Annotated in this window: 23 protein-coding genes; 9 read left to right on the top strand and 14 right to left on the bottom strand. The window is 67.9% G+C overall.

What is annotated here, in order from left to right; translation table 11 throughout:
- The first annotated feature begins 26 nt into the window (after positions 1-26).
- Together A5780_RS01460 and A5780_RS01455 are read left to right on the top strand one after the other, a co-directional pair.
- Positions 27-701, top strand: a complete 675-nt coding sequence (locus tag A5780_RS01460) for a TetR/AcrR family transcriptional regulator (RefSeq protein WP_064907527.1) — start codon at positions 27-29, stop codon at positions 699-701.
- Positions 702-851: 150 nt separating this feature from the next.
- A complete protein-coding gene (locus A5780_RS01455) occupies positions 852-2,150 on the top strand; it encodes a D-arabinono-1,4-lactone oxidase (RefSeq protein WP_064907526.1) in 1,299 nt (432 codons plus the stop codon).
- A gap of 7 nt (positions 2,151-2,157) precedes the next feature.
- Here the strand turns inward: A5780_RS01455 and A5780_RS01450 are convergent, their stop codons facing one another.
- The 10 genes from A5780_RS01450 to A5780_RS01405 all read right to left on the bottom strand — a co-directional run bounded on the left by A5780_RS01450 (position 2,158) and on the right by A5780_RS01405 (position 7,415).
- Positions 2,158-2,739: a hypothetical protein gene (locus tag A5780_RS01450; RefSeq protein WP_063018334.1), complete on the bottom strand. Its 582-nt coding sequence runs from the start codon at positions 2,737-2,739 to the stop codon at positions 2,158-2,160.
- Positions 2,740-2,877: 138 nt separating this feature from the next.
- The gene (locus tag A5780_RS01445) at positions 2,878-3,450 is read right to left on the bottom strand and encodes a DUF6286 domain-containing protein (RefSeq protein WP_063018300.1); all 573 of its coding nucleotides are present in this window, start codon (positions 3,448-3,450) and stop codon (positions 2,878-2,880) included.
- Complete coding sequence (locus A5780_RS01440) at positions 3,447-3,797, bottom strand: hypothetical protein (protein ID WP_064904413.1); 351 nt, start codon at positions 3,795-3,797, stop codon at positions 3,447-3,449. The genes A5780_RS01445 and A5780_RS01440 overlap by 4 nt, the downstream gene beginning before the upstream one ends.
- Positions 3,794-3,982 carry a hypothetical protein gene (locus A5780_RS01435; RefSeq protein WP_030515548.1) on the bottom strand — a complete coding sequence of 63 codons (189 nt, stop codon included), beginning with the start codon at positions 3,980-3,982 and terminating at the stop codon, positions 3,794-3,796. The genes A5780_RS01440 and A5780_RS01435 overlap by 4 nt, the downstream gene beginning before the upstream one ends.
- 1 nt (position 3,983) lies before the next feature.
- Positions 3,984-4,499, bottom strand: coding sequence for an Asp23/Gls24 family envelope stress response protein (locus A5780_RS01430; RefSeq protein WP_063018336.1), 516 nt, complete (start codon positions 4,497-4,499; stop codon positions 3,984-3,986).
- A gap of 98 nt (positions 4,500-4,597) precedes the next feature.
- The gene (locus A5780_RS01425) at positions 4,598-4,918 is read right to left on the bottom strand and encodes a hypothetical protein (protein WP_231982784.1); all 321 of its coding nucleotides are present in this window, start codon (positions 4,916-4,918) and stop codon (positions 4,598-4,600) included.
- Positions 4,915-5,295, bottom strand: a complete 381-nt coding sequence (locus A5780_RS01420) for an Asp23/Gls24 family envelope stress response protein (RefSeq protein WP_063018306.1) — start codon at positions 5,293-5,295, stop codon at positions 4,915-4,917. The genes A5780_RS01425 and A5780_RS01420 overlap by 4 nt, the downstream gene beginning before the upstream one ends.
- Positions 5,292-5,876 carry an anti-sigma factor gene (locus A5780_RS01415; protein ID WP_064907525.1) on the bottom strand — a complete coding sequence of 195 codons (585 nt, stop codon included), beginning with the start codon at positions 5,874-5,876 and terminating at the stop codon, positions 5,292-5,294. The genes A5780_RS01420 and A5780_RS01415 overlap by 4 nt, the downstream gene beginning before the upstream one ends.
- The gene (locus A5780_RS01410) at positions 5,867-6,433 is read right to left on the bottom strand and encodes an RNA polymerase sigma factor (RefSeq protein ID WP_082857409.1); all 567 of its coding nucleotides are present in this window, start codon (positions 6,431-6,433) and stop codon (positions 5,867-5,869) included. The genes A5780_RS01415 and A5780_RS01410 overlap by 10 nt, the downstream gene beginning before the upstream one ends.
- A 160-nt stretch (positions 6,434-6,593) precedes the next feature.
- Positions 6,594-7,415, bottom strand: a complete 822-nt coding sequence (locus A5780_RS01405; protein ID WP_064907546.1) for a helix-turn-helix domain-containing protein — start codon at positions 7,413-7,415, stop codon at positions 6,594-6,596.
- Between the two features lie 102 nt (positions 7,416-7,517).
- On the opposite strand from A5780_RS01405, the gene A5780_RS01400 reads away from it, so the two are divergent.
- Complete coding sequence (locus tag A5780_RS01400; protein WP_063030099.1) at positions 7,518-8,057, top strand: YceI family protein; 540 nt, start codon at positions 7,518-7,520, stop codon at positions 8,055-8,057.
- A gap of 112 nt (positions 8,058-8,169) precedes the next feature.
- Here the strand turns inward: A5780_RS01400 and A5780_RS01395 are convergent, their stop codons facing one another.
- Entirely contained in the window at positions 8,170-9,048 is an 879-nt protein-coding gene (locus A5780_RS01395) for a LuxR C-terminal-related transcriptional regulator (protein ID WP_064904411.1), read from the bottom strand.
- A 70-nt stretch (positions 9,049-9,118) separates the two neighbouring features.
- Here A5780_RS01395 and A5780_RS01390 point away from each other — a divergent pair, with 70 nt between their 5' ends.
- The 3 genes from A5780_RS01390 to A5780_RS01380 all read left to right on the top strand — a co-directional run bounded on the left by A5780_RS01390 (position 9,119) and on the right by A5780_RS01380 (position 12,937).
- The gene (locus A5780_RS01390) at positions 9,119-10,780 is read left to right on the top strand and encodes an AMP-binding protein (RefSeq protein WP_064907524.1); all 1,662 of its coding nucleotides are present in this window, start codon (positions 9,119-9,121) and stop codon (positions 10,778-10,780) included.
- Positions 10,780-12,483 carry an AMP-binding protein gene (locus tag A5780_RS01385; protein ID WP_064907523.1) on the top strand — a complete coding sequence of 568 codons (1,704 nt, stop codon included), beginning with the start codon at positions 10,780-10,782 and terminating at the stop codon, positions 12,481-12,483. The genes A5780_RS01390 and A5780_RS01385 overlap by 1 nt, the downstream gene beginning before the upstream one ends.
- 262 nt (positions 12,484-12,745) lie before the next feature.
- Entirely contained in the window at positions 12,746-12,937 is a 192-nt protein-coding gene (locus tag A5780_RS01380) for a hypothetical protein (protein ID WP_030515537.1), read from the top strand.
- Positions 12,938-13,083: 146 nt separating this feature from the next.
- Here the strand turns inward: A5780_RS01380 and A5780_RS01375 are convergent, their stop codons facing one another.
- Positions 13,084-14,091: an AraC family transcriptional regulator ligand-binding domain-containing protein gene (locus A5780_RS01375; RefSeq protein ID WP_030515536.1), complete on the bottom strand. Its 1,008-nt coding sequence runs from the start codon at positions 14,089-14,091 to the stop codon at positions 13,084-13,086.
- A 220-nt stretch (positions 14,092-14,311) separates the two neighbouring features.
- On the opposite strand from A5780_RS01375, the gene A5780_RS01370 reads away from it, so the two are divergent.
- The gene (locus A5780_RS01370) at positions 14,312-14,704 is read left to right on the top strand and encodes a VOC family protein (protein WP_082976228.1); all 393 of its coding nucleotides are present in this window, start codon (positions 14,312-14,314) and stop codon (positions 14,702-14,704) included.
- Here A5780_RS01370 and A5780_RS01365 read toward each other — a convergent pair.
- Complete coding sequence (locus tag A5780_RS01365) at positions 14,686-15,426, bottom strand: helix-turn-helix domain-containing protein (RefSeq protein ID WP_064907545.1); 741 nt, start codon at positions 15,424-15,426, stop codon at positions 14,686-14,688. The genes A5780_RS01370 and A5780_RS01365 overlap by 19 nt on opposite strands.
- A gap of 145 nt (positions 15,427-15,571) precedes the next feature.
- On the opposite strand from A5780_RS01365, the gene mscL reads away from it, so the two are divergent.
- Entirely contained in the window at positions 15,572-16,033 is a 462-nt protein-coding gene (mscL, locus tag A5780_RS01360) for a large conductance mechanosensitive channel protein MscL (protein WP_063018320.1), read from the top strand.
- A 20-nt stretch (positions 16,034-16,053) separates the two neighbouring features.
- Here the strand turns inward: mscL and A5780_RS01355 are convergent, their stop codons facing one another.
- Positions 16,054-16,626: a TetR/AcrR family transcriptional regulator gene (locus tag A5780_RS01355; RefSeq protein WP_064907521.1), complete on the bottom strand. Its 573-nt coding sequence runs from the start codon at positions 16,624-16,626 to the stop codon at positions 16,054-16,056.
- Positions 16,627-16,755: 129 nt separating this feature from the next.
- Between A5780_RS01355 and A5780_RS01350 the strand changes: the two genes are divergently transcribed.
- On the top strand, positions 16,756-17,772 hold the full coding sequence (locus A5780_RS01350; protein ID WP_064907520.1) for a hypothetical protein: 1,017 nt from the start codon (positions 16,756-16,758) through the stop codon (positions 17,770-17,772).
- Positions 17,773-17,997: the final 225 nt, after the last annotated feature.

Raw genomic sequence — 17,997 nt, 5'->3', positions numbered from 1 at the left:
ATCCCCGAACTTGGTAATATCGGGGTGTGAATCACGCCACGGCCGCTCCCGCTCCCCGGCGCCTGCGCGCCGATGCCGCCCGCAACCACGCGCGCATCCTCAGAGCGGCCAGAGAGCTGTTCGCCGATCGCGGCCTGGAGGTGACCCTCGACGATGTGGCCGAAGCCGCCGGTGTCGGCGTGGGGACGGTGTACCGGCGGTTCGCGAACAAGCAGGAGCTCATCGGCGAGGTCTTCGACCAGACCGTCAACGATATGGCCGAGGCGACCGAGGCCGCCTACGCCGATCCCGACACCTGGCACGGACTGACCCGGCTGTTCGAGTGGAGCTGCGAACACATGGCCAGCAACCGCGGCTTCGGCGAGGTGATGCTGGAGCTGCCCGACGCCATGGAGCGCTTCGTCTCGGTCCGCGAGCGAATCAAGCCGATGGTCACCCGCCTGTTCGACAAGGCCGTCGCCGAGGGCGTGCTGCGACCCGGCATCGCCGCCTCGGACTTCTTCGCGATGATCAACATGGTCGAGGCGATCGCCAGCTTCGCCAAGCCGGTGAACCCCGACGTGTGGCGGCGTTACATGAGCATCGTCCTGGACGGTGTGCGCGGCGACTGCATTCCGCGGCAGCCCCTGACGGTTCCACCCCTGAACGACGACGACATCGACAACGCGAAGGAAGCCGTATTCGCCTGCCGCAGAAAGTAATTCCTGTCCGGCACCGTGCACCCGCCAACGTTACCGAGCGAACCGTCCGCAACGTAAGTACTCCCGGCGCACTCGTGGCCGTGTGATCGGACACGTTCGAGCTCGAACGAGGGCTGGCGCACAGTTGGGCCATGTTCTAAAGTTGGACGCATGACCAATTCGTGGGTGAACTGGGCCGGCGATCAACGGTGCGCGCCGGCCACGTACGCCGCTCCGCGCACACGCGACGACGTCGCCGAACTGCTGGCCCGGGCCGAGCGCGCGGGCCATACCGTGCGCGTGGCCGGAGCCGGGCATTCGTTCACCGACACCGTGCTCACCGACGGCACTCTGCTGCAGCTTTCGGGACTGAACCGGATTCTGCAGGTCGACCGCGTCACCGGCCTGGTCCGGGCGGAGGCGGGCGCGACCCTGAACGCGCTGAGCACCGCCCTGCACCCGCTCGGTCTCGCCTTCCCCAACCTCGGCGACATCGATGTGCAGTCGATCGCCGGGGCGACCGCGACCGCGACCCACGGCACCGGCGCGGCGCTGCAGAACATCTCCGCCGCACTCCACTCGGTGGAACTGATGCTCGCCGACGGCAGTGTGGTCGAACTCGACGAGCGCGGCGACCCCGACGGCTGGCGCGCGGCACGAGTGAATCTCGGCGCCCTCGGTGTGGTGACCGCAGTGACGCTGCAACTGGTGCCTTCGTTCGTCCTGGAGGGCATCGAGCGGCCCGTACCGGTCGAGGAGGTGCTGACCGAACTCGACGAATTCGTCGACGGCAACGAGCATTTCGAGTTCTACATGTTCGCGCACAGCCCGCTGGCGATGACCAAGCGCAACAATCGCGTCCCGCTGGCCGAACAACCGCGCGCCAAGGCCGTGGACTGGTTCGCCGACATCCTCATGTCCAACCACACCTTCGATGCGCTGTGCCGCCTCGCGCGCCGGCAGCCGAATCTGATTCCGTGGATCCACCGGGGCGCCGCCTACGCCGGAAGCTACCGCCGCCAGATCGACCGCTCCTATCGAGTGTTCGCCTCCCCCAGGCTGTTTCGCTTCACCGAGATGGAATACGCCATCCCGCGCGAATATGCTGCCGACGCCATTCGCGAAATCAAAGCCGTTGGGCAGCAGTTCGATTCGCCGATGCCGACCGAGGTCCGGTTCGTGGCGCCCGACGACGCGTTCCTGTCCCCCGCGGGGGGCCGCGACACCTGCTACATCGCCGTACACCAGTACCGAGGTATGGACTACGAACCGTATTTCCGTGCCTGCGAAGCGATTTTCGATCGCTACCACGGCCGTCCGCACTGGGGTAAGCGACACTTCCAGACCGCGGAAACACTGCGCGGGCGCTATCCGCACTGGGATCGGTTCCAGGACGTGCGACGGCGGCTGGACCCGAAGGGGCGCTTCGCCAACGCCTATGTCGAGCGGGTTCTCGGGCCCCTCGTCTGAACGGCCGCTACCTCGCCCGCGCGGTGCGGCCGCGATCGGCGAGCCGCAATTCCAGCGACACCGGTACGGTATCCACCTCCAGCGCCTGCTCCAGCCGGCTCACCGCCTCGGAGAGAATGCGCCGGCGCAGCGCGGTCAGATCCGCATCGGGTTCCGCTGTGACCACCAGATGCAGGTGCGGTGCGCGGCCCGGCCCCGACAGCCTGGCCTGCGCCGAGCGCACCTCCGGGTAGGACTCGATATCGGTCGCCACCGGGGCGGCGGCGACATTCGAATCCATCAGCGTCTCACCGGTATTGCCGACCGTGCCGATATGCCAGCGCATCCGCGCCGGCAGCCGGGCGAACTGCGCCGCCAGCCACCGCAACGCCGCCAAGCCCACGACGACCGCGCCCGCTACCACCGCCACGAACACCCACTGCGACGGCTCGGCGGTCCCGGGCACCAGCGGCGCATCCCGATCGACCCAGTGCAGCACGCCCGCGTACGCGAGGATGGCATAGACGCCGGCGAGGATCAGCGCCAGCCCGATGAGCGCGAGCAACGCCCGATTGAGCCGCGCCGGACGATTGGCCGAACTCGAACTCACCACACCTCCCGTAATCTGCGGGACACCCGCACCCGGTCGGTGTCGCGAGCCGCTGCGCGATTGTCGCTCACAACACCTCCTGTGACTTGCGGGACACCCGCACCCGGTCGGCGTCGCGAGCCGCTGCGCGATTGTCGCTCACAACACCTCCTTGCGGACATGCACTCGCTTGTCCACCCGCTCCGGCTGCTGGGCCGCGCGCAGGCGGGTGCTGACCGGCGGGGCGGATTTCGGGCCGATGCGGGCGAGCCGGTCGCCGACCGTCGCGTTGACCGTCTGCTCCAGATCGGCGTGGTCCGGGTGGGCGGCGCGGCCGCTGACTCGAATGTTCTTGCGGCTCCGGCGAACTCGCGCCGCTTCGAGTCCCGCGACCGAACTCGCCGCATCGTTGAGGGCGCCGTCGAGACTGCGCCGGGTGATGCCCGCGTCCATCCCCTCCTCGGCGTCCAGCGCCTCCACGACGCGGCGCCCGGGCAGCAACGCCGCGAGCACCAGCACCGCACCGAGCACCGCGAGCCCGATGCCGACACCGAGGACCCAATAGCTGTGCCAGGTCGTCTCGTGCAGGTGCACCGCGATGCTGTGGTAGGACACCAATTCCTTCGTGTTGCCGAGGTTTTGGATCAGCGACACCGCCACGAGGACCGCGATCACCAGCAACGCCACCGCGACCAGCACGGCCGGGGTGATGCGCCGGGGCCTGCGGTTCATCGCAGGCCCCCGGCGGGTTCGATCGTGTTGACCAGTTCGGAGACTTCGATGTCCACCCGCGGAACCACGAGCCCGGACAGTTCGTGGGTGCGCTGCATCAGGTGCTCGCGGCACGCCTCGGTGACCACCGCGACCGGCATCGGATAATCGACCGGCAGTCGTACCCGCAGCACGGCGGTATCGGCCGTCACCCGCGCGGACACCTCGGGGCCGGCGGCGACACCGTCGACCTCACGCGCCGCCCGGGCCGCCAAGCGCCGGACCGCGCGCTCGGAGACGGTGGTGCGTCCCCGGAACTCGGCCGCGGAGAGACGCGGTGCCGCCGCCGTCTCCGCGGCGGCGCTCATTTCCGGCCCCGATCCTGCGCCGAGCGGATCAGACCGGACAGGTCGACATGGCCGTCGAGCCAGCGGCCGATCACCAGTCCCAGCGCGCCGAAGATCAGCACCACCGCGAAGGCCCCGAATCCGCCGAACGCCGCGGCGAATCCGAGGGACAGACCGAAGATCAGGCAGATCGTGGTGGCGTTCATATCACTGCACCCGTTCGCGGACCGGCGGCTGATCTTCGTCCTCTTCGATGAAGACGTCGTTGACGTTGATGTTCACCTCGACCACCTCGAGACCGGTCATCTGCTCGATCGCGGTGATGACATTGCGGCGCACCGCGCGCGCCAGTTCGGCGATGGAGACGCCGTATTCGACGACGATCTCCAGATCCACCGCCGCCTGTGTCTCCCCGACCTCGACCGAAACCCCTTGTCCCACACTGGCCGACGCACCGGGGATGCGATCGCGGAAGGCACCGAACGCGCGTGCCGCGCCACCACCGAGGTCGTGCACCCCGCGCACCTCGCGGGTCGCCAATCCGGCGATCTTCTGGACGACAACATCGGCGATGCTGGTGGTGCCCTGTTCGCTGACCAGCGCGCTGCTGGTCCGGGCGGGGGCTTTGGCAGCCGCTCCGCCCTGGCTCGGACCGGCGCCGGTGTCCCTACCCGTCTCGGCCCTGGCGTTCTCCGCGCCCTTACCGGCTGTCGTGCTGGTCATGATTACCTCCAGTTCAGTTCCCTTGCGGTACAGCGGATAACGAACCTGCACTGATACGACCCCGCCGACGGCGAAATGTCACGGGCGAGACCGATGATCTAGGTAACCGCGGCGTCGAAGACGTCCGCGTCCAAATCGGTGACCACGATGCGCAGCCGCGCACCGGCCCACCGGGTGGCGGCCAGCAGCTCACCCACGGCCGCCGCGAGTTTGTCCAGCAGTGGTGGCAGCGGCAGCGCCGAGGCCGTCACCCGGATCTCGACGATCTCCGGGCTCACGTCCACCGCCGAGCGCGGCCCCAGCCGCGGCACCCAATCGGCGAGGGCGACGCCCGGCGGCACGGCCGGATGCAGTCCCGCCACCGATTCGATCGCGGTGACGATCTCGCCGGCCAGTTCGTCCTCGCTCACGTCCGTCACGACGCATCCGGTTGAATGTCCAGAATCGCCACCGACACCGCGTCGACGACCATCCCGGTTTGTTGCGCGACCATCCGGACCACCTCCTGCTGTACCGCCTGCCCGACCTCGCCGACGTGACATCCGCCCGTCACCGACAGGTCGACCTGCACCTTCAGCCAGCCACCGCTGTGACGGACGCGCACGCCCGCGCCGGGTGCGATGTCCTGGCTGCTCCACCACTGCCGCCCCGTCCGGGCGAGGTGGCCGAGCAGACCGAGGACACCGGGCTCGAGCCGCGCCACCCCGGGAACCGAGGTCGCGGCCCGAGCCGCTACTGCAGCGATTACCGCATCGGAGGCGATATATTCCGCTTTCTCCGCGAATCCCGCGCTCACGACTCCTCCTGGTAGACATCCACCACGGTGATGTCGAGCCGCTCGAGCGCCAGACCGGCGCGGGCCGTGGCCGCCGCGCGGACCCGTTCGCGAACCTGCGGAACGACGCGTTCCACCGCGGTGTCGCCGTGCCGGACCGAGATCGAGAGCGAAACCGTGATCGCGTGGCCGCCGTCGGCATCGGGTCCGTGGTCGTCGATGCGGCAGCTGCGAGCGCGCACGCCCGCCACGGTGTCGGCGGCATAGCGCAGCACCGCAGCGATCGCCTGCTCGCTGACCTCGACCGAGCCCGGATGGGGAGTCGCCAGGCTCACCATCCGGCCGCGCCGGACTTCCGCCCGCACCGCGGACATGATCCGGTCGAACATCGCGGGCGGCGGTGGGTCCGGCTCGTCGACGAGTTCACGGGTGGCGGCACGCAGCGTGAGCAGGCTCTCGCGCGCGGCCGCGCAGTGCGGGCAGTCCGATTCGTGTTCGTCGGCCAGGCCCGCCTCCACGGCATCGAGGCGGTCCCAGACCTGTTCGACGCTGCGTCCGCAGGGCAGCGTGTAGTCGCTTTCGGTCAACTCCGTCAGCGCCACGGCTTCATCACCTCCGCCAATTGCGCCCGGGCTCGGGCGATCCGCCCCCGAACCGCGGTGGTGTTGGTGCCGACGATCTCGGCAATCTCCTCGTAGGAGCGGCCGTGCACCTCCCGCAACAGCCAGCAGGCGCGCTGTTCGGGTGTCAGCCGCTGTAGCGCCGCGGTGAGCGCGGCCATCTGGCTGTGCACCTGTGCCGCGTGTTCGGGCTGGGTCGCACGCTGTGGCGATTCGGTGGAATCGGGATCCACGTCGGTGCGGTCCGGCCGGGACCGGATGACGTTGAGGCAGCGATTGGTGGTCATCCGGTACAACCACCCCGAGAACGCGCTGTCGTCCTGCAGTTGAGCCAGGCGACGCCAGGCGGTCAGGAAAACCTCCTGGATGACGTCCTCCGCCTCGGACCGATCGGCCAGCATCCGTGCCGCCAACCGGAACATCGCTCCCTGATAGCGCAGCACCAGTTGCTCGTAAGCCCGGACATCGCCGTCACGTGCCCGCCCGGTCAGGGTGGCGTCGTCCAGCGCTGCCTCGGGTGCCGCTGCCGCCTCGGTCACACAGCACCTCCTCCGCTGCTCGAATCGATAGACACCGGCCGGCAGGAATCCTCACGTTGGATTATGCGTGATCGGTGTCTCACGAGTCGCGGACCGCGGATTCCGTGTCCCGATCGACAGCTGAGCCGACTCGGGCGCGCAAGAATCCTCCGAGCGCGAGTTATTCGTTCACCAGCCGCAGTGCCGGACTGCGCACGGCGCGCCGGTCGACCAGCCACACCTGCACGCTCTGATCGATTGCCGGACTGAGGCTTTGGATCTCGACCTCGACGTCGCCGCGCTGCGGATGCTCGATATGCAGCGCACCGGACCGGAATTCGGTGACCCGGTGTTCCCGCCAGCGGCAGGAGAATTCCGGAAATCGGTGCAATCCCTGGACCAGCGCGTCGAGTCCGGGATCGTCGGGCCAGTGCGTGCGCGCCGAGCGAAGCGTCGACACCATCATCTCCGCGGCGATCGGCCAGTCCCGCCACCGCTGCGGCGCCTCCGGGTGCGCGAAGAAGTAGGTGGCCAGATTGTGTTCGGCGACGTCGTCGAGCAGTCCCAGCGGTTCGGCGAAATCGCGCCATGCCGGATTCCAGGCGAGGATGTCGAGCCACCGGCCCGCCACGAAGGCGGGCGTGGGATGCATGGCATCCAGCACGGCCTGCACGGTGTCGGTGACCTGTTCCCGTGCCTGACCCGAGGATGGGCACTCGCGGGCGTGTTCCATGCCGACGGCGAGATTGCCGAAATGGTGGCGTTCGACCTCGTTGAGCCGCAGCGCCTCCGCCAGCGCCCCCAGCACCGCCATGGAAGGATTGGTGTCGCGACCCTGTTCGAGGCGGGCGAGATAATCGACACTCACCCCGGCCAGCGCGGCGACCTCCTCGCGCCGCAGTCCGGGGGTCCGCCGCCGGCGCCCGGCCGGTAAACCGACATCTTCGGGCTGCAACTGGGCCCGCCGCGCGATGAGAAACTCGCCGAATTCCGATCGTGCCACCACACCATCCTGTATCTGTCCGGGCCTTGTTATCCACGCCCTGCCAGTCCCAGGATAACCGCGGTGTGGCTAACCGGACCATGGTCCGAAAATCTGGTGGACATGACCACTTCCGAGCAGACCACTCTCGCTACCGGTTCCTGGGCCCTGGACCCCGCCCACTCCTCGGTGAACTTCACCGTCCGCCACCTGGGCATCTCCAAGGTCCGCGGCCGCTTCAACAACTTCGAGACCAGCTTCGTCGTGGACGCCTCCGGCGCGGCCACCATCGAGGCCACCATCTACCTCGACTCGTTCGACACCGGCAACTCCCAGCGTGACGAGCACGTCCGCAGCGCCGAGCTGCTCAACGTCACCGAGCGCCCCACCCTGCACTTCAAGGCCGTCGAGCCGGTGCGGGTCGCCGAGGAGTTCGAGGTCACCGGCGAGGTGACCCTCGGTGGCGTGACCAAGCCGGTCACCCTCGACGTGGAGTGGGGCGGCCTGCAGCAGTTCCAGGACGGCAGCCGCCACGCCGGATTCACCGCCACCGGCACCATCAAGCGCAGCGAATTCGACGTCGCGCCGGCCCTGCCCACCGCCATGCTCAGCGACAAGGTCGCCATCGAGCTCGACATCCAGCTGGTCGAGCCGCAGGCCTAGTCGACACCGACCACGGTCACACCGCCGCCGCGGCGAGCGGAACACAGCACCTGCCGGTCCGGATTTCCGGGCCGGCAGTCGCGTATCCGGGGCCGGATCACCGCCCGCGGCATCACGGCAGCAGCCCGCACCGCCGTGCCCGGACCACCGCCTCGTGCCTGGTGTGCGCGCCGAGTTTCGTCATCGCACTGCGCAGATAGCTCTTCACCGTTTCCGGGCGCAGCGAAAGCCGCTGTGCCGCTTCACCATTGGTGCAACCGAGGGCCACATACGACAGCACGTCCAGTTCGCGCGGAGACAGTGCGGGCGCGGAGTCCGCGGCCACGGTCTCCTCCGGCCCGCCCATCAACCGCACCAGGGTGTCCGATACCGCGCGCAACCGCTTGCGCGCCTCGGCATCGGTGAGTGTCTGCGCGATCCCGCGCACCTCGGCGTGCAGATCCCGAAGCTGTTCCGCGACAACGGCATCCGGCGCGAGGCCGGTGGTGGCCTCGGAGGTCCCGCGCGTCGCCTGCAGGCGCAGCCGCCGGTCCACCTCGTCGCGCACCGCCAGTTCCACGGCCAGGCGCCGGCTCGACCGCAACACCAGCTCGGCGATCCGATCGCCGATCGGCCCCGGTTCGCGACTGGCGACGTAGAGTACGGCCCGGGAACTCCCGTCCACCACGACCGGTACCCCGACCACCGCGCGCAGTCCCTCCATCGACACCGGACCGTCGTAGTGATGGGTGATGGTCGCCGCCGCCCGGTAGTCCGCGACCGATGTCGGACGCCGGCTGGCCACGGCCGCACCGCCCACCCCCGAGGTGGGGGATACCACCAGTCCGCGCATCGCGGCGGTGCGCGTGCCGAAGAACTCGCTCAGGATCAGCGCCCCGTCGCAGACCTCGCCGCCGAACACCACCGGCATCCCGGACAGGGCCGAGACCTGCCGCAACTCGGCCCGCAACGCATCGACGTCGCGCGGGCGGAGCAGATCGGCGGAGGCCATCGGCGCTACCCCTTTCCGGGGGTGGTGGAGAGCAAAGTGTGACGTGAATCCTATATGTGTGAGCGCGAGTATGGGCCGGGTCCGGCCGGTCAGTTATACGCACGGGGTATGGGATGCACCGCTACTGGGCGAGACGATCGGGGCCAATCTCGATCGCACGGTGGCCATCCACGGTGATCGAGACGCACTCGTCGACCGGGTGACCGGAGTGCGCTGGAGTTACCGCGAATTCGCCGCCGAGGTCGATGCCGTGGCACTCGGTCTGCTGGAGGCGGGGATCGGCAAGGGCGATCGGGTCGGCATCTGGTCGCCCAATCGTGCCGAGTGGACGCTGGTGCAGTTCGCCACCGCGAAGATCGGCGCGATCCTGGTCAACATCAATCCGGCCTACCGCAGCGAGGAAGTGCGCTACGTGATCACCCAGGCCGGGATCCGGATGCTGATCGCGGCGCGAGAGCACAAGAGCTCGAACTACGCCGAGATCATCGGCCGGGTGCGGCCCGAATGCCCGGATCTGGAGCAGGTGGTCCTGTTCGACAGCGCCGAATGGGAGGCGCTGGTCGCCGCCGGCCGCGCCGCCGATCCCGCGCGCCTCGCCGAGGCCGGAGCGCGACTGGCCGCCGACGATCCGATCAACATCCAATACACCTCGGGTACAACGGGTTTCCCCAAGGGCGCGACGCTGTCGCACCACAACATCCTCAACAACGGCTATTTCGTCGGCGAATTGTGCGGCTACACCGAGGCCGACCGGATCTGCATCCCGGTGCCGTTCTACCACTGCTTCGGCATGGTGATGGGCAATCTGGCGGCGACGAGTCACGGTGCGGCCATGGTGATTCCGGCGGCTTCCTTCGAGCCGCGGGCCACGCTCACCGCGGTCGCCGAGGAACGCTGCACCTCGCTGTACGGGGTGCCGACGATGTTCATCGCCGAACTGGCCGATCCGGACTTCGAATCCTTCGACCTGAGTTCGCTGCGCACCGGCATCATGGCCGGCTCACCGTGCCCGGTGGAGGTGATGAAGCAGGTGATCGAGCGGATGGGCATGGCGGAGGTGTCCATCTGCTACGGCATGACCGAGACCTCGCCGGTGAGCACTCAGACCCGCCGCGACGACACCATCACCCAGCGCACCGCCACGGTCGGCCGGGTGGGACCGCACCTCGAGATCAAGATCGTCGATCCCGACACCGGACTGACCGTTCCGCGAGGTGAGCCGGGCGAGCTGTGCACGCGCGGATATTCGGTGATGCTCGGCTACTGGAACGATCCGGACAAGACCGCCGAGGCGATCGACGCCGCCCGCTGGATGCACACCGGGGATCTGGCCACCATGGACGACGACGGCTACGTCGCGATCACCGGCCGGATCAAGGACATGGTGATTCGCGGCGGTGAGAACATCTACCCGCGCGAAATCGAGGAATTCCTCTACACCCACCCCGACATCCTGGACGCCCAGGTGGTCGGGATCCCGGATCCGAAATACGGCGAGGAATTGGTGGCCTGGATCCGGATGCGCGAGGGCGCAGCCACATTGGACGCGCAGACGCTGGCCCAGTTCTGCGGCGGTCGCCTGGCCTATTACAAGATTCCGCGCCACGTCCACGTCGTCGAGGAATTCCCGATGACCGTCACCGGCAAGGTGCGCAAGGTCGATATCCGCGCGACCTCGGTCCGCCTGTTCGGCGTGCCGGAGCAGGATCAGCAACAGACAGGAGAGCAGTGATGACGTCCAACACCGAGTTGTATCGCCAGGCGCGCGACCGGCTGGTCGAGCTGGCGACCGACTACGACACCGCGGTGCGGACGTTCCACTGGCCCCGGCTGACCGGCGAATTCAATTGGGCCGTCGACTGGTTCGACGTCATCGCGCGCGGCAACGACCGCACCGCGCTGTGGATCGTCGAGGAGGACGGCAGCGAACTGCGGGTGAGTTTCGACGAGATGGCGCAGCGCTCGGATCGGGTGGCGACCTGGCTCGCCGAACTCGGTGTGCGCCAGGGTGACCGGGTGATCCTGATGCTGGGCAACCAGGTCGAGCTCTGGGAGTCGATGCTCGCCGTCGCCAAACTCGGTGCGGTGGTCATGCCCACCACGGGTGCGCTCGGGCCGGCCGATCTGATCGACCGGATCTCCAGGGGCGCGGTGCGTTTCGTCATCACCAACGCCCGCGACACCGCGAAATTCGACGAGGTCCCCGGCGACTATCGGCGCATCGCGGTCGGCGGTCCGGTCGAGGGCTGGCACGACTACGCGGAGGCCGCCGAGGTGGAATCGGCGGGCCCCTTCCCCGCCGTGACGCAGGTGGGCGACGAACTGCTGGTCTATTTCACCTCCGGCACCACGAGTAAGCCGAAGATGGTGCAGCACAACCAGACCAGCTATCCGGTCGGACATCTGAGCACCATGTACTGGATCGGCGTCCGACCGGGCGACGTGCATCTCGCGATCAGCGCGCCGGGCTGGGCGAAACACGCCTGGAGCTGCTTCTTCGCGCCCTGGATCGCCGAGGCGACGATCTTCGTCTACAACTACGGCCGGTTCGACGCCGAGGCGCTGCTCGGTCAGCTCCGCCGCGCGGAGGTCAACACCTTCTGCGCGCCGCCGACGGTGTGGCGCATGCTGATTCAGGCCGACCTCGGCGAGCGCCCGGCCGGCCTGCGCGAAATCCTCGGCGCCGGTGAACCACTCAACCCCGACGTGATCGCACAGGTGGAAAACGCCTGGGGACTGACCATCCGGGACGGATTCGGGCAGACCGAGACGACGCTGCAGATCGCCAACACCCCCGGGCAACCGGTCAAGGCCGGCTCGATGGGCCGCCCCATGCCCGGGGTGCCGGTGGTGCTGGTCGACCCCGTCACCGGCGCGCCCGCCGAGGAGGGCGAGATCTGCCTGGATCTGAGTGCCCACCCGGTCAACCTGATGAACGGTTACCTCCAGGACCCGGAACGCAATGCGGCGGTGATGGAAGGCGGCTACTACCACACCGGTGATGTGGCGGCGCGCGACGACGACGGCTACATCACCTATATCGGCCGCACCGACGACGTGTTCAAATCCTCCGATTACAAGGTTTCCCCGTTCGAACTCGAGAGTGTGCTGATCGAGCATCCGGCGGTCGTGGAGGCCGCTGTGGTGCCGCAGCCCGACGACACTCGCCTGGCCGTACCCAAGGCGTATGTCACGCTGGCCGCGGGCTGGGAGCCGGACCGCGAAACCGCAAGGGCCATCCTGGAATACGCGCGCGATCACCTCGCACCGTATCTGCGGGTGCGGCGGATCGAGTTCACCGAACTGCCCAAGACGATCTCGGGCAAGATCCGCCGCGTCGAGTTGCGGCAGCGCGAGGAGGCCGCCCATGCCGCCGGCACCGGGATCGCACAGGAATTCCGCTACGAGGATGTCCTCGCGCAACCGACCGGTTAGTGGTTCGCCACTGCTTTGCCGATGAGTTGCTCGCCGCCGGACTCTTGCCGGCGGCGCTACACTTTCGATGAAAAGTTTGGTCGAAACCGCCTGCGGGTACAGAATTCTCACGCAGATTCCTCGCGGCCGTCAGAATGTGAAAATGGCACATTTGCCCGGATGTGGCGCGTTCGGCGCTGGCCCGATTGTGACAGCGTGACAAGACTGACAAAGTACGCGCAGCGCGTTCCGGATGTGTAGTTACGACCGATGGGAGAGCACCGTGTTGTACACCTTCGAAACCGCCACCCAGTACGTGATCGCCGAACTGGAGGCCAAGGGCACGGCGACCCGCGAGGACTTCGACGTACCGGCCATCGTCGCCACTTCCCACGCCATCGCCGAGAGCTGGGATTTCCAGGCGCTGGACCGGCATACGTTCTGGAGTATCGCGGCGAGCAATCTGCGGGCATAGCGCGGCCCGCGGTGCCGCTCGATCACCCACCCCGGCGTCGGTCGCTTCCCACGCACGCCGAGGCCGGTGATCGAGCGAAGCGCTCCGCGGCCACGCCTGCCCCGCGATCAGGGGCCGCATCCCGATCAGGGGCCGCATCCGGTGAATCAGGCCTGGCAGTCGGCCGATCCCGCAGTGCGCGTGTGCGCCACCATCGACCAGCGCCGCGCCGCACGCCGCATCGAGCCGGCGTCCGCATAACCGAGCAATGCCGCCTGCCGCTCCCGGCTCAGCGGGCCCGCGGCCTGGGCCCGGGCCAGGCGGGCTCGATCCAATTCGCGCCGCCACGTGGTCCCGGCCTCGGACAGCCGCCGCTGCAGGGTGCGTGGACTGATGGCGAGCCGCCGTGCCACCTGCTCGAGCGATACCTCACCGTCGGTGAAGGCATCGGCCAACGCCCGCGATACCCGCTCCGGCCAGGCCGAGGCCAGCGGCGGTGGTGGCGGCAACGCGGCGGCCAGCGGTTGCAACACCTCCGCGAGCACCGGATCGGCGGTGGTCAGCGGCAGATCCATATCGGCCGACCGAAAGGTCATCGAATCCACCGGGGCACCGAATTCCACCACCGCCGAACCGAATACCTCGGCGAACGTCTCCCGGCGACGCGGAGCCGGCTGTCGCAGGGATACCCGGACCGGGTCGAACGGCGCGGCCACCACGCGGCGGGCGCGGGTCAGCACGGCGACCAGTCCCCACAGCTGCACCAGTTCGCGCCCACGCCCGTCGCCCTCGATCATGTCCAGGTACAGCGTGGTCTCGGCCTCGTTCTCCACCACCAGATCGAAGCGATGATTGGTGGTGACCGCGGTGACGTACGGGCCACAGGTCGCCAGTCCGGCGCCCACGGTCGGCGCGCTGGCGAACAGATAGTCGTAGAGCCGCGTGGCGGCCAGCTGATATCTGCTGGCGACGTGCAGCGCTACATCGGGATCGTCGAGCCAATTCTCACCGATCTCCCATAACCGGGAAAAGACCCGCGCGGGCACATGAACGCCTTCGCCGGCCAGTGTCCATTCCGGTAGTTCGCATTCGCGCAGCAGTCGGTCACGATCGATCCCGGCGTCGGTCATCTGCGAGATCACGAAACGATGCAGCAATGTCTGGTCGGTACCCATATCCCTCCTGCCCTGATTCGCGTCCCCGAACACGTTGTGGGAAACGCTAATCACTCCGACCAGCGTTCCGACCGAAATTCACTCCGATTGTGGTGGTCAGCACGTTGCGGTAATAGATTGATCCTGGTCACCGGGCCTTCGATCCCGAATTGTGACAAACCCAGCCACGCCGTCCGATTCGTTCAAGACGACACCGGCCGCGGCGCTCTACGGTGACGCCATGGCACCTCAACTCAACGCAATCGGCGTGGTCGTCTCCGATCTGACGGCCGCACTCGACTTCTACCGGCGACTCGGTCTCGAATTCGGCGAGGTCGTCGGTGGTGGGCACGTGGAAGCTCCGCTACCCGGCGGATTCCGGCTGATGCTCGACTCGGAGGAGAACATCGCACAGGACGCCGGCGTCGCGCGGCAGTGGAACGCCGCGGCGGGCCGGATCGGACTGGCCGTCGAATGCGGTTCGGCGGCCGAGGTCGACGCGCTGTTCGACGAACTGGTCGCGGCCGGATACCAGGGGGAGGCAAAGCCCTTCGACGCCGTGTGGGGCCAGCGCTACGCCACCGTGCACGATCCCGACGGCAACGGCGTCGACCTCTACGCGCCGCTGAGCTGATACTCCTCGGCGCGCGCGGCGGCCCCTCGGATACGGCCGGGAGATCGCCCGGTCAGGGCCCGGATCTCCCGGTTCATATGGGCTTGATCCGCATATCCGGCCAGCGCCGCGGTCTCGGCGAAACCGATGCCGGTGCGGCTCAGATCCAGAGCCCGGCGCATTTGCAGCACGCGGGCCAGCATCTTCGGCCCGTATCCGAAGGCCGCGACCGAGAGCCGATGGAGTCGTCGCGCGCCCAGGCCCAGCGTGTCGGCCGTGGCCGCGACCGTCTCCCCCGCGTCCAGCCGGCGCACGATCTGCGCCACCACCGGGTCGGGCGGGGCGGTCACCGCCGCACAGCGCCGGGCCACCTCCTCGAGTCCGCGCAGCGGATCCGGCGCCGCCGCGACCACGTCGGCCATGGCGCGGGCCCGCCGCGACGACCACACCTCGTCGAGTTCGGCCCGGCGATCCAGCAGCTCCGGCGCACGAACGCCGAGCAGGGCCGGAGCCGTACCCGGCGCGAAGCGAATCCCGTACACGGTCTGCGCGGCGGCACCGCTGTGGTAGGCGCGGGTATCCGGCCCGGCCACCAGTAACCGGCCACCGAGCCACAGCAGATCCATACAGCCGTCCGGCAACACCGTGGCCGACTCCCCCGTTACCTGCCGCTGCCATACGATCGCGCCCGTGGACACCCGCGAATGGCGTTCTCGATAAAGCTCCGGCGAATTCTCGGCCACGCAGGAAAGAGTATCGTCCGGCACCGACGGATTCGGATCCGAACACGTGATCGAGCCCACATCGAGTTGCTGCTGGTTCGCTGCTCGCCGTTAGACTGCCGGTCCGAGACAGCGTTGATGTGTTCGGATCGATCGTGAGGCTGAGATGCTCAAAGGGTTCAAAGACTTCCTGATGCGCGGCAACGTCATCGAATTGGCGACCGCGGTGGTGATGGGTACGGCCTTCACCGCGATCGTCACCTCGGTGACGAAGGGAATCGTCGAGCCACTGCTGGCGGTCGTGGGAACCAACGGGCAGCTCGGATTGGGCGTGCAACTGGTCGCCGGAAAACCGGCCACATTCATCGCCGTCGGCCCGATCGTCAGTGCGGGAATCAATTTCCTCATGGTGGCGACGGTGTTGTATTTCGTGCTCATTCTTCCGATGAACACCTTGCAGAAACGGTTCAGCCGCAAGAAGAAGGCCGTCCCGACCCAAACCGAATTGCTGATCGAAATCCGCGATCTGCTCGCGGGCCGGAGCGAAACCGCCACCACCGATGCCGTCGTGGACACCGACGCGACCGAAGCTCAGCGGCGGGTCGCCGAGATGGTCCACGAGCGCTGAGTCGAAATATGTTGTAGTCGTTACTTTTTCGCACCGACGAAGTCGACGGTGGCGACCATCTGCCGGGCCAGCTGTTCGGGATCGGCGCCGCCGAGATCGGAATCGGTGAGCGCGCCCTCGCGCCACAGCGACGCGAAGCCGTGCACGAGCGACCAGGCGGCCAGCTCGGTCGCCGGTCGCGCGGATTCCGCGACACCCAATTGGGCCACCCCGAAACGCAATTCCTCGCCGGATACGGTGCGGGCCGCGATCAGCTCAGGATCGTCGACGCGCAGCAGGTCGTGGCGGAACATGACGTCGAAATGTCCGGGGTGGCGCCGTGCGAAGCGGATGTAGGCGACCGCCATCTCCCGGAAATCGTCACGAGAGCCGCGCAATTCCTCGGCCAGCAGCTCGAATCCGCGGATCGCGAGTGCGGTGAGCAGGCCCTGCCGATTGCCGAAATGGTGAGCGGGCGCGGCATGGGAGACGCCGGCGCGCTGCGCCAGCGCTCGCAGCGACACCGCGTCGACACCGTCGGCAGCGATCTGCTCGGCCGCCGCCGTCAGCAGCGTGGCTCGCAGATCTCCGTGGTGGTAGGAGGTCTTGGTCACCCGACGATCGTGGCGCAGGGAACGGGCCCGAGTCCACCAACACGCCCGAAAGCGACCGCACGGTGAACCGACAGCGTTCTACCAACCGGCCCTCGAGCTGCACACAGCTGCGCGCGGTTTCTGGAAGATATGAGCATTCCGTCCGGTCGTCCGCGCCGGTGCGCACTGGCTGTCGCGGCATTCGCTGTCGTACTCGCGATTTCCGGGATCGCGGTGGTTCGTATAGCGACCGGAACCGCCGCGGCACATCCCGGTTCCGCCGCCGTCGGCGTGGTGACGGCCACGGTCGGCGCCGTCGCGCCGGCGGCGGCCGGTGCGACCACCGCTGCGGCCCAGCCGATTTCGCCGAACACGCCGGCGCAGCAGATGCAGAATGCGATCCTCGCCGCCGAACCCGGCAGTCGGGTGGGGATCGACGTGGTCGACACCACCACCGGGACCACGCTCGCAGGACTGAACACCGATCAGCAGTTCTACACCGCGTCGGTGGTGAAACTGCTGATCGCCCTCGACGAGCTGAAAAGCGTGAACTGGCAGCCGGATTCGGATACCACCGCCCTGCTGTCGCAGATGTTGTCGGCCAGCGACGACGATATCGCCGACGCGCTCTGGGACACCGGCGGTGGCCCCGACATCGTCTCCCGTGTCGCGGCGGACATCGGTCTCGGCGCCACCGAGCCGCCGGACGATCCGGCCCAGTGGGGCGAAACACTCACCACGCCGGCGGATGTGGTGCGGATCTACCGCTACATCGGTTCCGAGATCCCGCAGCCGGCGCGCGATCTGATCCTCACCGCCCTGCATCGGGCGAGTGCCACCGCCGCCGACGGAACCGATCAATACTTCGGCATCCCCGACGCCCTCATCGGGACGGACTGGGCGATCAAACAGGGCTGGATGACGCTGGACGACTCCACGACGCTGAATACGACCGGTCTGGTGTCCGCCGATCCCGCCCAGCCCGGCCGATTCGTGGTCGTCGTACTCACCACCCAGCCCGCCGGAACCGCGTGGACCACCGGCGGCGCGGCCGTCACCGCAGCGGTCGCCACACTGCGGGAGACCCTGGCCCCGACCACGGCGGTTGCCGCCGCTTCCACCGAAACTGTAACATGTTCTAGTATTTGCCCGGCCAGCGATAGATAGCGAACTCGGCAGAACATCCAGGTTGCGCGACCAACCGGAACAACCCGGTGAGATTGCCGTGAGCTGGTATAACCAGGGAACGAACTGCGGATCGCCTCCAGCTCCCCAGCGAGCGCGGAGGCGAACCGCTATTTACTTGTGGGTGGTGCGGCGACTAGTCTGACGCCGATACCGATCAGAAAGGACCTCGTATGAAGCTCGAGAATGCGGTCGCCGTGGTCACCG

This window comes from Nocardia sp. 852002-20019_SCH5090214 (genome assembly GCF_001665865.1).
In the GTDB taxonomy this organism is placed as follows: Bacteria; Actinomycetota; Actinomycetes; order Mycobacteriales; family Mycobacteriaceae; genus Nocardia; species Nocardia nova.
This window is presented reverse-complemented; position numbering and strand designations above follow the sequence as displayed.